Below are 12783 nucleotides of genomic sequence, written 5' to 3' on the forward strand. Positions count from 1 at the left end.
CTGGGGGCACGGGGAGTGCCTGAGCATGAACACTGCCGGCCCCCACCCCGCCGGCGGTGTGAGACCGATCCGACACGGACCGGGCCCTTTCATTCATAGCCAACATTGACATCCTCGCCATCCCCGCGTCCATGCGACAAGCCGCATCCGGGACCGGAGTACGAGGCCGTCGATCACGGCTGGCCACTGAGGCTCGTCCCAGGGTCGCAAGGGGGCACAAGCGAGGGCGGCGCACACGCCCCGTGGGGCAAGTGCGTGCGCGAGGGCGGCCCCACTCAGGAGGCGGCGGCGTGGGACGGGGACGCGAGGGAATCGAGCGCGGCGTCGGTGTCGCCGCGGGGCCGTTCGCGGGCGGCCGGGATGAACGTCATCGCGCGCTCGGCGAGGGCGGTGATGGTGAGAGAGGGATTGACGCCCGGGTTGGCGGAGATGGCCGCGCCATCCACCACGTACAGCCCTTCATAGCCATACAAGCGATGGCGGGCATCGATGGCGCCGGTCCTGGGGGAGTCCCCCATGCACGCGCCGCCCAGGATGTGCGCGGTGGTGGGGATGCCCATGAGCGTCTCGCTGACCATGGTCATGGGGTAGCCGTCCAGCTTGCCGGCCACGCGCTCCGCCAGGTCGAAGGCCTCCGGCATGTTGGCGGTGGGCGCGGGGCCCTCCTGCAGGCCGGTGGTGAGGCCCGAGCGGAAGCCCGTGGTGAGCGCGCGGCCCCGGCGCATGCGCAGGTGGCCCTCCATGGTGCGCATGTAGAGGAGGATCATCGTGCGGCGCGCGAAGTCCGGGACGAACCACGCCTGGAGGAAGCGCAGGGGGCGCCGGGCGAGCAGGCCCACCAGCCGGGCCACGCGCGTCCACGCGGTGGCGCCGGGGACGTGGGGGGCCATCAGCAGGCGGAAGAAGCCGGAGCCCGCCGGGTAGCGCACCGGCTCCAGGTGCGAGTGCGAGTCGGTGTGGAGGATGGACCCGATGGCGATGCCCCGGGACAGGTCCCGGTCCTTCTGCTGCTTGCCGCTGACGATGCCGATCAGGGCCTCGGAGTTGGTGCGCACGCCGTCGCCCACGCGCTCGGAGAGGTTCGGCAGGCCGTCCGGCGCGTCCTTGAGCTTGAGCAGGAGGTCCATCGTGCCCAGCACGCCGCCCGCGAAGATGACGTGCTTCGCGGTGAAGCGGCGCGTCCTCTTGAAGAAGCCCGTGCCCTCCTTCGCGGTGACTTCGTAGCCCTCGCCACCGGGCAGGGGGCGCACCCACGTCACCTCCGTGTCCGCGTGGAGGGTGAGGCCGCGCTTCTCCGCGAAGTGGAGGTAGTTCTTGTCGAGCGTGTTCTTGGCGTTGTTGCGGCAGCCCAGCATGCAGCCGCCGCACGCGATGCAGCCGGTGCGGTCCGGGCCCTCGCCGTTGAAGTAGGGGTCCTTCACCGTGACGCCGGGCTCGCCGAAGTAGACGGCCACCGTGGCGGGCTGGAAGTCGGGGCGGCCCAGCTCCTGGCCCACCTCCTGGAGCACCTGATCCGGGAAGGTCTGGAGCGGATTGACGGTGGCGCCCAGCATGTGTCGCGCCGTCGCGTAGTGCGGCGCGAGCTCCTCCTTCCACGCGGCCAGGTGACCCCACGAGGCCGCGTCGAAGAAGTCGTCCTTCGGGATGGGCAGCGTGTTGGCGTAGACGAGCGAGCCGCCCCCCACGCCCACGCCGGACAGCACGGTGACGTGGCGGAAGAAGGTCATCTTGAACAGGCCGCGCCACCCGAGCTGGGGCATCCACAGCCAGCGCTTCAGGTTCCAGTTCGTCTTGGGAAAGTCCTTCCCCTGGAGGCGCCGGCCCTTCTCCAGCATCACCACGCGATAGCCCTTCTCGACGAGCCGCAACGCGCTGACGCTGCCGCCAAACCCCGAGCCGATGATGAGCCAGTCGCAATCCATGACGTCCTCCCATCCAGGGCGCGCGCCACCCAGGAGGCCCGCACTGTATGCCACCCGCGCGGGCCGTCCCGGGTGGCGTGACACCGGTGCGTGGAGGGCAACACGGGCCGGCGCCTCAGGGCCCGCTTCCTCGCCCGCCGCGCGGCGACGGCGCCACCCCTGCTTCAGGCAAGGATAGGGATGCCCCGAGCGGGATGGGCCAGGGCCCGGGCTTCCGCCGTGCCGTCCGCCGCCCGGGCGGCGCTCAGGTCGCTTCGGTGCCGGGGGGCTGGGGACGGAAGAGCGAGCACGCGCGCACCGGCTGGGGCGCGTACTTCTGGGGCAGGAGCGGACAGAGGATGAACGTGGAGGTCCGCGACTGGACGTAGCGAGGAGGCGCGGCGCAGCGGTGGCAGAGGCTGTCCGGAAACGGCAGTGGGTCGGGGGGCGGCGTCATGGCAGTGGCCAGCATCGCACGGAGGGGCGGGGAAGGACGGGTGCGAGCGCGGTGTGACTCCTGGGCTGCACGGAATGCACGCCACGGACGGCCTCGTCGAACCCTCGCGGCTGAGCCTGTCCGGCCGGCACGCCGTCCTGGAGGTGTCGGGTCCACTGCCGGCGGATTGGACGCGGCTGGACGTGGAGCCGTAGCTCCATTCAGGCGTCAACGACAGGGACTTCCATGAACACAACGCCTTCCAACCCAAGGCGAGCAACAGCCTCCACGAACCGGTCGGTCGCGATGATGACGGTCGTGTAGTCCCGGAGCCGGAACAGGTCCAAGTCGGTCGTCAGGGTGCGCCCATCCAGCATGGGCGCATCCGGGAGGCGGCCTCCCTGGCGGCCACACCGTTCACAGGGCGGCTCGCGCCCACCTGGGAAGCAGCTGTCGTGCAGGCGCCCCTGGCAGTGGAGCTCGAGCTCCAGCAAGTCCACCTCCTCCCGGCCCAGGAAGCGCAGGTCCATGTTGCTCGCATGGAGCGAAATGCCCTGGTCATCACGCATCCGCTTCAGGGCATCACGTCGCATCACCAGCATCCATGGGTCTGGCAGATGGAGGTCCCCCCATTTGCCGGAAGCCTTTCCGCTCAGAGTCCCGAACTCAGCTCCGGGGAGCAACGGCGCTTCGAACGGCACCTGGGACCGAAGCAGGTCACGCAACCGCTCGTATTCTTCAAGCGGCACCTGCCTTGCCTCGGCGAGTTCCTGCCGGTGAGCCCACCCCGACAAGTCCACGGAAGGATATGCCTCCCCCAGGCCACCAGGGCTTGCATGACAAACCGGGCAGAGGCCTCCCGGCAGCCCCCACTTGTGCACCCCGTTGATGTAGCCAGTGAAACGAGGGCCGTCCGCGGGATGCAGCTCAAAGAACTTCACGAATCCTCCCGGGCCTAGCGCAGGTGGTAGTAGGGGACGATGGGGCCCATGATGTCGAATTGAACAATCATCCGGGCCAACTCATCTTGGATTTCCTTCGGAGTCGCACTCGGGTGGTTGCGAGCGAAGTCGCGCCACGCCTGATTCCAAGGACCGCCCCTTCCGCCCGCGCCATGCAGCCTCACATGTTCAGCGCGAGGGATGACCATCGTGAAATCATGCACGTTGATATTCCCCTGCCGCAGGAAGAACTTCGCGAGGTTTGGATCCTGTGGATAGAGATGGTGACGAACCCAGCCGGAACCTGAAGGCTTCCGACCATCCGTCGGCGTGGGGGCCGGGTGGTCGTACCAACGGATGACGAAGATGGCTTCCCGATCTCCAGGGAGAAGCTGAGCGCTGCCCCAGTTGCGCCGAGGCCCCGAGCCGGGCGCGGCCGCCGATACGGGGGGCCGGATACCTCCCCGTGCCAGCAGCGCGCCGGTGTCCTCGCAAAAGTAGAGCCCGCACAGGTCGTCAGCGCAAACGAGCGCCACACACCTGTCGGCGCCTTCGCAGGAGGCCCCGTCCTCATGCTCCGCACGGCTCCAGTCCTCGATGGCGGGCACCGGCGCCACCGCGCACCCCGCGATGGCTCCGGCCAACAGCACCGTGAAGGCCGCCCTCACCACAGCGGCGCCATGTTCTCCACGTACTTGAAGCCCGTGCCCGTGTTGAACACGACCACGGTCTCCTCGGGCGTCACGTCCCCGGCGGCGTGCAGCTTCTTGAGCGCCGCCACGCACGCGCCGCCCTCGGGCGCCACGAACAGCCCCTCCGCGGCGGCGATGTCCTTCGTGCCCTGGACGATCTCCTCCTCCGTCACCGACACCGCCGTGCCGTGGCTGTCCTTCACCGCGCGCAGGATGAGGAAGTCCCCCAACGCCCTGGGCACCCGCAGGCCATGCGCGTGCGTCGTCGCGCCCTGCCACATCGGCGCGTCCGGCTTGCCTTCCGCGTGTGCCTTCACGATGGGCGCGCAGCCCTCCGCCTGCACCGCCACCATCCGCGGCCGCTTCGCGCCGATGAGCCCCATCGCCTCCAGCTCCTCGAAGGCCTTCCACATCCCGATGAGCCCCGTGCCGCCGCCCGTCGGGTACAGGATGACGTCCGGCACCGTCCACCCGAGCTGCTCCGCCAGCTCGTAGCCCATCGTCTTCTTGCCCTCCACGCGGTAGGGCTCCTTCAGCGTCGCGCACTCGTACCAGCCGTGCTCCTTCGCGAGCCCCGCGCACACGCGCCCCGCGTCGGAGATCAACCCCTCCACCGTCTCCACGTGCGCGCCGTACGCCCGCGTCTCCATCAGGAACAAGGACGCGATGTCCTTCGGCACGAAGACGTGCGCCTCCAACCCGCCCCGCGCCGCGTACGCCGCCAGCGCGCTGCCCGCGTTGCCCGCCGACGGCAGGCACACCGCCTTCGCGCCCAGCGCCTTCGCCATGGAGACCGCCGCGGAGAGGCCTCGGGCCTTGAACGAGCCCGTCGGGTTGCCGCTCTCATCCTTCACGAGCACCCGCTTCAATCCCAGCCAGTCCCCCAGCCGGGGCGCGGGGAGCAGCGGCGTGAAGCCCTCGCCCAGCGACAGCCGGTGCGCCGGGTCGTCCACCGGCAGCACCTCGTGGTAGCGCCACATCGAACGCTCGCGCCCGGGCAGCGCTTCCTTGCGCAGGGTGCGCGCCGCGCGCTCCAGGTCGTAGCGCACGAAGAGCGGCGCCTGACAGGCCGTGCACAGGTTCCACACCGCGCCCGGCGCGTACGTCCGGTCGCACTTCGTGCATTCGAGTCGGAGGACGGGCATGCCTCCGACTCTACTCAGTCCTTCAACTCCAGCCACACCGGGGCATGGTCCGACGGCTGCTGGCCCTTGCGCTCCTCGCGGTCCACGTCACACGCCGTCAGCCTGGGCACCAGCGGCGCCGTGAGGAACAGGTGGTCGATGCGCACCCCCTTGTTCTTCGGGAACATCAGCATCCGGTAGTCCCACCAGGAGAACTTCTGCACGTCCGGGTGCAGCTTCCGGAACGCATCCGTCAGCCCGAAGGTGCACACCTGCTGGAGCACGTCCCGCTCGCGCGGCGTGAACAGCGTCTGGCCCTCCCACTGCGCCGGGTCGTACACGTCGATGGGCTCCGGCGCGATGTTCCAGTCTCCGCCCATCACCACCAGGTCGTCCGGCTTGTGCCGCGCGTCCAGGTAGCGGCGCAGGCGCCGGAACCACTCCAGCTTGTAGACATACGCGGGCGAGTCCACCTGCTGCCCGTTGGGCGCGTAGGCACTCACCACACGGATGCCGTTCACCGTCGCGGAGATGAAACGCGCGTGCGTGTCATCCACGCCGTCCGACAGGCCCCGCACCACCTCCAGCGGCTCCGTCTTCGCCAGGATGGCCACGCCGTTGTACGTCTTCTGCCCGTGCACCGCGGCGAAGTAGCCCGCCTCCTTCACCGCCTCGAAGGGGAAGTCCGCATCGGTGCACTTGAGTTCCTGCAGGCACAGCACGTCTGGCTGGGCGCTCTTCAGCCAGTTGACCAACCGCTGCTGCCGGGCCCTCACCGAGTTCACGTTCCAGGTCGCGATTCGCATGCGCCGCCGACCGTCGCACGCGGCCCACGCCCCTGCCATGCTTTTCCCCCTGCGTGTGGCCCCAGGGACACACCCCGTCCCCCATCCCCGGGGGGAGGCCGGTTGGCACACCGGTCGCATTAGGAGGGCCTGGGCCGCCACCACCGCGGCCCCGGGACGCCACTCCAGGCGACCCGACGCGACAGCACGAGCAGCCCCGAGGGGATTGCCATGAACCCGAAGACGCGCACCCGGTCCCGCCACCCCGCCTCCTCCCGGCGCTTCACCGTGCCGCCCGCGCTTCGCAAGGCCCTCGTCCCCGCCGCGCTCGCCGCCCTGGGCCTCGCCGCCTGGGAGGACGTCCCCCTGCCCCGCCTGCTCAAGCCCTGGCTCGCCCACGCCGTCGAAGCCCGCTCGGCCCCCGCCGCCGCCCCCCTCCCGCGGGACCTCCCCGCCGGGGAGCCGTCGCTGATGGCCGCGCCGCGCCTCCTGGACGAGGCCGCCCCGGTGGAGGTCCCGGCCTTGGGCGACGCCCTGGCGCTGCCGCATGTGCACGCCCGCCGCGTGGACCACGTGGCCCGCGCGCAGGGGCTGCGCGACCTGGGCGACCTGTCCGGCGCGGTGACCGAGCTGCGCCGCGCGCTCCACGACGCCCCGGGCGACACGGACACCCTGGCCCAGCTGGCGCGCACCGCGCGGCTCGCCGGAGACACGGCGCTCGCCCTCGACGCGTACGCCCGGCTGGGGCAGGCGGAGCCCACCGAAACGGGGGCGCTCGTGCAGCAGGCGCGGCTCCTGGTGTCGCAGGGCCGCCATGCGGAGGCCATCCGCATGGGCGAGGAGGCGCTCCTGCGCGACCCGGAGGACGCGGAGGTGTACCAGGTGCTCGGCCGCGCGCACCTGGGCGCCAACGAGCTGGGCTCCGCCATCCTGCGCTTCCAGCAGGCCGTGCACCTGGCGCCCGAGCACGGCCACGCGCTCAACAACCTGGGGTTCGCCTACCTGCGCGCCAACGACAATGCCCGCGCCGTGGAGGTCCTCACCCAGGCCGCCGCCCTGCTTCCCCACGTGGCCTACGTGCAGAACAACCTGGGCGTCGCCAACGAGCGCCTGGGGCGGCTGGAGGAGGCCCGCGCCGCGTACGCCGCCGCCACCCGGCTGTCGCCCCGCTACGTGCAGGCCCGCGTCAACGCGGAGCGGGTGGGCCGCGTGGCCCGCGCCGACCCGACCTCCCAGGGCGCCCCGTCCGAGCCATCCGAGCCCGTCGTGCCGTAGGGCGGGCAACCAGGAGATACCTCGCCAGACCGGGGGGAGGTCCCACGCGGGTTCACCCCGCCCCTCCCCCGGTCTAACCTTGCAGCCTTCTTCTGCCTTCAAGAGCCTCATGACTCCGGCCCGACCGATGCCCCTCTCTCCCGAGCCCCTTCCCCCGGCCCCGACCGGGGCCCCGCCGCCATCCCGGAAGGGCGGCTTCGGCGCCGCGCTCTGGCGCTGGACGAAGCGGCTCATGGTGCTGGGCGTCGTCGGGCTCGGGCTCGTCATCGCCGTGTGCGTGGGCGCCTACGCCTACTTCAGCCGCGACCTGCCGTCCGTGGAGTCGCTGCGCAACTACCGGCCGCCGCAGGTGACGAAGGTGACGTGCGCGGACGGCACGCTCTGCGCCGAGTTCGCGCTGGAGCGCCGCACGCTCATCCGCATCGAGGACCTGCCACCCCACGTGCGCAACGCGTTCCTCGCCGCCGAGGACGCGGACTTCTACAAGCACGAAGGCCTGGACCCCTTCGGCATCCTGCGCGCGGGCGTGAAGAACCTCATCCCGGGCAGCCGCAAGTCCGGCGCGTCCACGCTCACGCAGCAGGTGGTGAAGAACATGCTGCTCACGCCGGAGCGCAGCCTGGGCCGGAAGATCCGCGAGTGGATCCTCACCCCTCGGCTGGAGCAGGCCCTCACGAAGGATCAGATCCTCAGCCTCTACATCAACGGCGTGTACTTCGGGCAGCGCCGCTACGGGCTGGAGGAGGCGGCGCTCTTCTACTTCGGCAAGCACGCGAAGGACCTGTCCGTGGGCGAGGCCGCCGTGCTCGCGGGCACCGTGCAGCAGCCCCATCGCATCAACCCGGTGACGAACATCACCCGCGCCAAGTCGCGCCAGCGCTACGTGCTGGAGCAGATGGCCAAGCAGGGCTTCGTGCCGCGCGCGGTGGTGGACGTGGAGAAGGAGAAGCCCATCGTGCTCGCGCCGCGCAAGGCGGTGAGCGCGGGCGCCTACTACGCGGAGGAGATCCGCCGCGCGCTCATCGAACGCTACGGCGAGAAGATGGTCATGGAGGGCGGCCTGCGCGTGGACATCGCGCTGCTGCCCAAGCTCCAGGCCACCGCCGAGCAGGCCGTGCGCGACGGCCTGGAGGCGCTCGACCGGCGCCAGGGCTACCGGGGCGCGCTGGGCAAGCTGGACGAGTCCCAGTGGAAGCGCTACCGCGCGCTCATCGTCCAGCGCATCGAGGAGGCGGGCCGCCGGCAGAAGGACCAGGGCTATGTCGCGGACCTGGCGCCGCTCGCCCTGGCCCCCGCGCCCGCCGCCCCGTCCAAGGCGCTCGCGCCGGAGACGGAGGGCGCCGAGGAGCAGCGCCCCGCGGCCCTGGCGGCCGACGAGGAAGAGGAGGAGGCCCCCCAGTCTCCGGAGCGCGAGCGCGCGGGGCAGGTCATCCTCCGTCCGATGGAGGAGGGCCTGCGCCTCGCCGGCTACGTCACGGAGGTGGACGTGAAGCGCGACGTGGCCCGCGTGGACCTGGTGGGCCGCACCGCGGAGGTGCCCTTCGCGTCCGTCAACTGGGCGCGGCAGAAGGGCAAGAAGGCACCGAAGGACATCTCGGAGGTGTTCACGCCCGGGGAGCTGGTGTTCGTGCGCGTGCTCAAGGCTCCTCCGGCGCCGGCCTTCGTGGAGGCCACGTTGGACCAGGTGCCCGTGGTGCAGGGCGGCCTGGTCGTCATCAACCCGGCCAACCGCAACGTGGTGGCGATGGTGGGCGGCTACGACGCGGAGCGCTCGTCGTTCAACCGCGCCACGCAGGCGAAGCGCCAGCCGGGCTCGTCCTTCAAGCCCTTCATCTACGCGGCGGCGCTGGCCAGCGGCCGCTTCACGCCCCTGTCCATGGTGAACGACGCGCCGGAGTCCATCCGCGACCCGTACACGGGCAAGATGTGGAAGCCGAAGAACTTCGACGCCCGGTTCGAGGGCCCCATGACGCTGCGCACGGCGCTCAGCAAGTCGAAGAACACGGTGTCCGTGCGGCTCATCGAGGCCATCACCCCGGCGACCGCCATCGACTTCGCGCGCCGGGCGGGCATCCGCTCCGCGATGCCGGAGAACCTCACGCTGGCGCTGGGCACCGGCGAGGTGACGATGCTGGAGGCCGTCAACGCGTACGCCACGCTCCAGTCCAACGGCCGCTACGCGGAGCCCCTGACGCTGCTGCGCGTGACCGACGCGAAGGGCACCGTGCTGGAGGAGCACCAGCCCGCCTTCGAGGAGACGCTGCCCCCGGCGGTGGCGTACCTGGCGACCTCGCTGATGCGCAGCGTGGTGGAGGACGGCTCGGCGCGCGCGGTGCGGGAGCTGAACCGCCCCGCCGCGGGCAAGACGGGCACCACCAACGAGTCCAAGGACACGTGGTTCACGGGCTACACGATGGACTGGGTGGCCAGCGCCTGGGTGGGCTTCGACGACAACTCGCCCCTGGGCAGCAGCGAGACGGGGGGCCGGGCCGCGCTGCCCATCTGGCTCAACTTCATGCGCGTGGCGGAGGACGGCCTGCCCGCGCGCGACTTCGAGGTGCCCCCGGGCATCACGCAGGTGCGAATCGACCCGGCGACCGGGCTGCTGGCGGGCAACGCCGTCCCGGGCCGCCTGGAGCCCTTCCTCGAAGGAACGCAGCCCACCGCCGAGGCGCCTCCCCCCGGACAGGTGACGCCGGACAACTACTTCCTCGAGGAAGGTGGCAAAAGGGGTCTGTGAGTCGCTCGCTCCTTTCGCTGCTCCTGGCGCTTGCCTTCGCCGTGCCCGCCCGGGCGGACATGGACGAAGCCGCGCCGCCTGCCTCCGCCCGGCTGGCCCTGGCCGTGGCGGACGCCATTCGCAACGCGCCCGCGGAGGCGCCCGTGGCCCTCTGCCTGACGGGAAGCTCCGCCGAGCTGCGCCAGGCGTTCGGGACGCTGCTGGCCGCGCGGCTGTCCGCCCTGCAACTGGGGCCGGTGGTGCTGGAGGTCCCGCCCGAGCGCGCCGAGGCCGCCGCCCGTGAACAGGGGGCCCGCTCGCTGGCGCGGCTCCGGCTGGACGTGGAGGGCGGTGAGCTGGTGGCGCGCGGCGACGTGCTGGGCACGTGGGTCAACTTCTGGTCCGGCCGTACGCCCACGCGCCCGCCGAAGCCCGCGGCGGCCGTGGCCGAGGGCGTGGAGGCGGACGCCGCGGTGCTGGCGCTGGCCTCGGTGGCTCCGCAGGGCACGGGCGTGACGGGGACGGGACCGCAGCCTCGGCGGCCGGTGCGCCTGTTGGGCGCGGTGTTCGCGAGGCTGGAGGCGCCGCTCGGCGCGCTGGCCTCGGGGGACCTGGATGGGGACGGCCGCGACGAGGTGGCCGTGCTCACCGAGCACGAGGTGGTGGTGTTCGCGGCGGATGGACGGGTGCTCGCGCGCCGGGAGCTGGAGGGCGCGCCCTCGGCGGCGGTGACGCGCGAGCCCTTCGGGGCGCTGGCGGTGCTCGCGGGGCCGCCGAGGCTGGCGGCCTGGAGCACGCGACTGGCCCGGGGCGAGGTGCTCGTGCTGGACAGGGCGAAGGGCGTGCTGAGGCCGTCGGGGACGCTGGACGCCGCGCCGCTGGGGTCGGCGGAGCGTGGGGCGTTCGTGCCGGGTCAGACGGTGTTCGCCCCGGAGCTCCGGCTGGCGGATGGACGGGCGCTCACCGTGCCCGCGTCCTTCGGCACGGCGAGCTTCGCGCCGCCGCACATGCTGTTCGTCCATGCGGATGGCACGGCGTCCCTCTATGCGCGTCCCACGTCCGCGCCGGCGAGGCTGTCCGGGTTGGGGGCGGGCAGCGCGCTGGCGGACCTGGATGGGGACGGCGTGCCGGAGCTGCTCACGACGTCGCCGCAGCTCCAGCCGGCCCCGGACACGCTGCGGGTGCTGTCGCTGACGCCCGACGCGCCGATGGCGCATGAGCCCCTGTGGCAGGGCGCGCTTCCTTCGGGCCGCGCGCTGTTCGTGGTGACGGCGGACCTGGATGGCGACAAGCGCCGGGAGGTCATCGTCGGTTCGTGGAGGCCGGATGGCACGAGCGAGCTGTTCCTCCTGCGCCAGGGTGCACCGTGATGATCCGCTCCGCCCTCGTGGGCCTCGTCCTCGTCGCTTCCTCGCCAGCGCTGGCGGCCAGCCGTCCCCGCTACGGCGGCGAGCTGCGCGCGGCCCACGCCGGCCCGCCCGAGATTGGGGAGCCCGCGCTCGCCGACACCCCGATGGAGGCCGCGCTGTTGGGGCTGTTGACGCGGCCCGTGTGTCGCCTGGACGCCGATGGCCGGCTGCACCCGACGCTCGCGCGTGAGCTGTCGCGGCCGGTGCCCCAGGCCCTGCGCGTGACGCTGGCCTCCGCCGCCAGCGCCACCGCCCTGGCGCGGGCGTGGACGCGGCTGTCCTCCCCGGAGGCGCAGTCGCCGTACCGCGCCTTGCTGTATCCGTTGCGAGGCGAAGGCAGGCAGGTGACGTCCACGGGCGCCACGCTGGAGCTGCCCCTGGCGTTCCCGTGGCCCGACCTGGAGCGCTCGCTCTGTCACCCGGCGCTCGCGACGCCGCCGGCGCCAGGCTCCGGGCCCTTCAAGGCCGCGGGGCGGGGTGTGCTGGAGGCACAGACGGCGTGGCCCGAAGGGCGGCCGTACCTGGACCGCCTGGCGCTCACGGCCACGGATGAACGAGGCCTCACGCGGCTGTGGACCGCGAGGCAGGTGCAGGTGGAGCTGGGCACGCCCCCGGACACGGACACGCTCACGGGGGCGGCGCTCTACGCGACCTATCTGGCGTATTCGCCACGGAAGGTGCCCACGGACTTCCGGCAGGCCGTCGAGAGCGCCATCGACCGCGAGGACCTGACGCGGCTGTTCGTGAAGGGGCCCGCCGTGCCCATGGCGAACCTGTTGCCGCCCGCGCTGATGCCGCCAGGGGCAAGGCCCCGGCCCGGAGCCCCACCGGTGGGGGCGGCGCGCAAGGTGACGCTCGTCTACGACGGTGCGCTGGCGGATCAACGCGCGGTGGCGGAGCGCATCCAGGTGAAGCTGCACGACCAGGGCTACACGGTCGCGCTGGAGCCGCAGTCGCGTGCCGCCCTGCGAAGCCGTCAGGCGAAAGGCGACTTCGAGCTGATGCTGAGCGCCGTGCTGCTGCCGCCTGTTCCCGGGCCGGCGCTGGCGGTGGTGTTGGAGGCAGGAGGGCGGCGCGACCTGCTGGGCGTGGAGCTGCCGCCCATCGGGGCGCTGACGGACGCCGGAGCCCGGGATGCGCGCAGCCGCGAGCGGGCCCTGGCGCTCGCCCCCTCCGTGCCCCTCATCCCGCTGTACGCCCAAGGGCTCGGCCTGCGTGCGGCGCCGGAGGTGACGGACCTGGAGCTGGATGCCCAGGGCCTGCCCGTGCTGGAGGGCGCGTGGCTCGCCCCCGCCGAAGCCTCGGGTGGTGGAGGCCGGCCATGAATCAAGCCGACGTGGAGCCCCACACAGGAGCGGCAAGCGACGGCCCACAAGCGATGGAGCCCAGTGAACTCCGAGCCGCCACGTCCAGATGTAGCGTGGCGACAATTGACGGCGGACGAGCGCTGGAGCTGTACGAGCCCCGCGCCGAGTTCAATCGCCGCAAGACAGCTGCACAC

Annotated in this window: 10 protein-coding genes; 4 read left to right on the forward strand and 6 right to left on the reverse strand. The window is 72.0% G+C overall.

What is annotated here, in order from left to right:
* Positions 1 to 275: 275 nt before the first annotated feature.
* From GTY96_RS22010 to xth, 6 genes are all read right to left on the reverse strand, one after another.
* Positions 276 to 1922, reverse strand: a complete 1647-nt coding sequence (locus GTY96_RS22010) for a GMC family oxidoreductase (protein WP_161665692.1) — start codon at positions 1920 to 1922, stop codon at positions 276 to 278.
* A gap of 244 nt (positions 1923 to 2166) precedes the next feature.
* Complete coding sequence (locus GTY96_RS22015; RefSeq protein ID WP_235685775.1) at positions 2167 to 2358, reverse strand: hypothetical protein; 192 nt, start codon at positions 2356 to 2358, stop codon at positions 2167 to 2169.
* 200 nt (positions 2359 to 2558) lie between these two features.
* Complete coding sequence (gene sitI6, locus GTY96_RS22020; RefSeq protein WP_161665693.1) at positions 2559 to 3278, reverse strand: SitI6 family double-CXXCG motif immunity protein; 720 nt, start codon at positions 3276 to 3278, stop codon at positions 2559 to 2561.
* Positions 3279 to 3292: 14 nt separating this feature from the next.
* Entirely contained in the window at positions 3293 to 3946 is a 654-nt protein-coding gene (gene sitA6, locus GTY96_RS22025; RefSeq protein WP_161665694.1) for a SitA6 family polymorphic toxin lipoprotein, read from the reverse strand.
* Positions 3943 to 5115 carry a threonine synthase gene (locus GTY96_RS22030; protein ID WP_143907023.1) on the reverse strand — a complete coding sequence of 391 codons (1173 nt, stop codon included), beginning with the start codon at positions 5113 to 5115 and terminating at the stop codon, positions 3943 to 3945. The genes sitA6 and GTY96_RS22030 overlap by 4 nt, the downstream gene beginning before the upstream one ends.
* A gap of 14 nt (positions 5116 to 5129) precedes the next feature.
* Positions 5130 to 5900, reverse strand: coding sequence for an exodeoxyribonuclease III (xth, locus tag GTY96_RS22035; RefSeq protein ID WP_143907021.1), 771 nt, complete (start codon positions 5898 to 5900; stop codon positions 5130 to 5132).
* A 210-nt stretch (positions 5901 to 6110) separates the two neighbouring features.
* On the opposite strand from xth, the gene GTY96_RS38320 reads away from it, so the two are divergent.
* The 4 genes from GTY96_RS38320 to GTY96_RS22055 all read left to right on the forward strand — a co-directional run bounded on the left by GTY96_RS38320 (position 6111) and on the right by GTY96_RS22055 (position 12607).
* Positions 6111 to 7154 (forward strand): tetratricopeptide repeat protein, encoded by a 1044-nt coding sequence (locus GTY96_RS38320; protein WP_161665695.1) that lies wholly within the window; start codon positions 6111 to 6113, stop codon positions 7152 to 7154.
* Between the two features lie 109 nt (positions 7155 to 7263).
* Entirely contained in the window at positions 7264 to 9894 is a 2631-nt protein-coding gene (locus GTY96_RS22045) for a penicillin-binding protein 1A (protein ID WP_235685776.1), read from the forward strand.
* Entirely contained in the window at positions 9891 to 11243 is a 1353-nt protein-coding gene (locus GTY96_RS22050) for a VCBS repeat-containing protein (protein ID WP_161665696.1), read from the forward strand. Before GTY96_RS22045 ends, GTY96_RS22050 begins: the two co-directional genes overlap by 4 nt.
* Entirely contained in the window at positions 11240 to 12607 is a 1368-nt protein-coding gene (locus tag GTY96_RS22055) for an ABC transporter substrate-binding protein (protein WP_161665697.1), read from the forward strand. Before GTY96_RS22050 ends, GTY96_RS22055 begins: the two co-directional genes overlap by 4 nt.
* Positions 12608 to 12783: the final 176 nt, after the last annotated feature.

Source organism: Corallococcus silvisoli (assembly GCF_009909145.1).
Taxonomy (GTDB): Bacteria; Myxococcota; Myxococcia; order Myxococcales; family Myxococcaceae; genus Corallococcus; species Corallococcus silvisoli.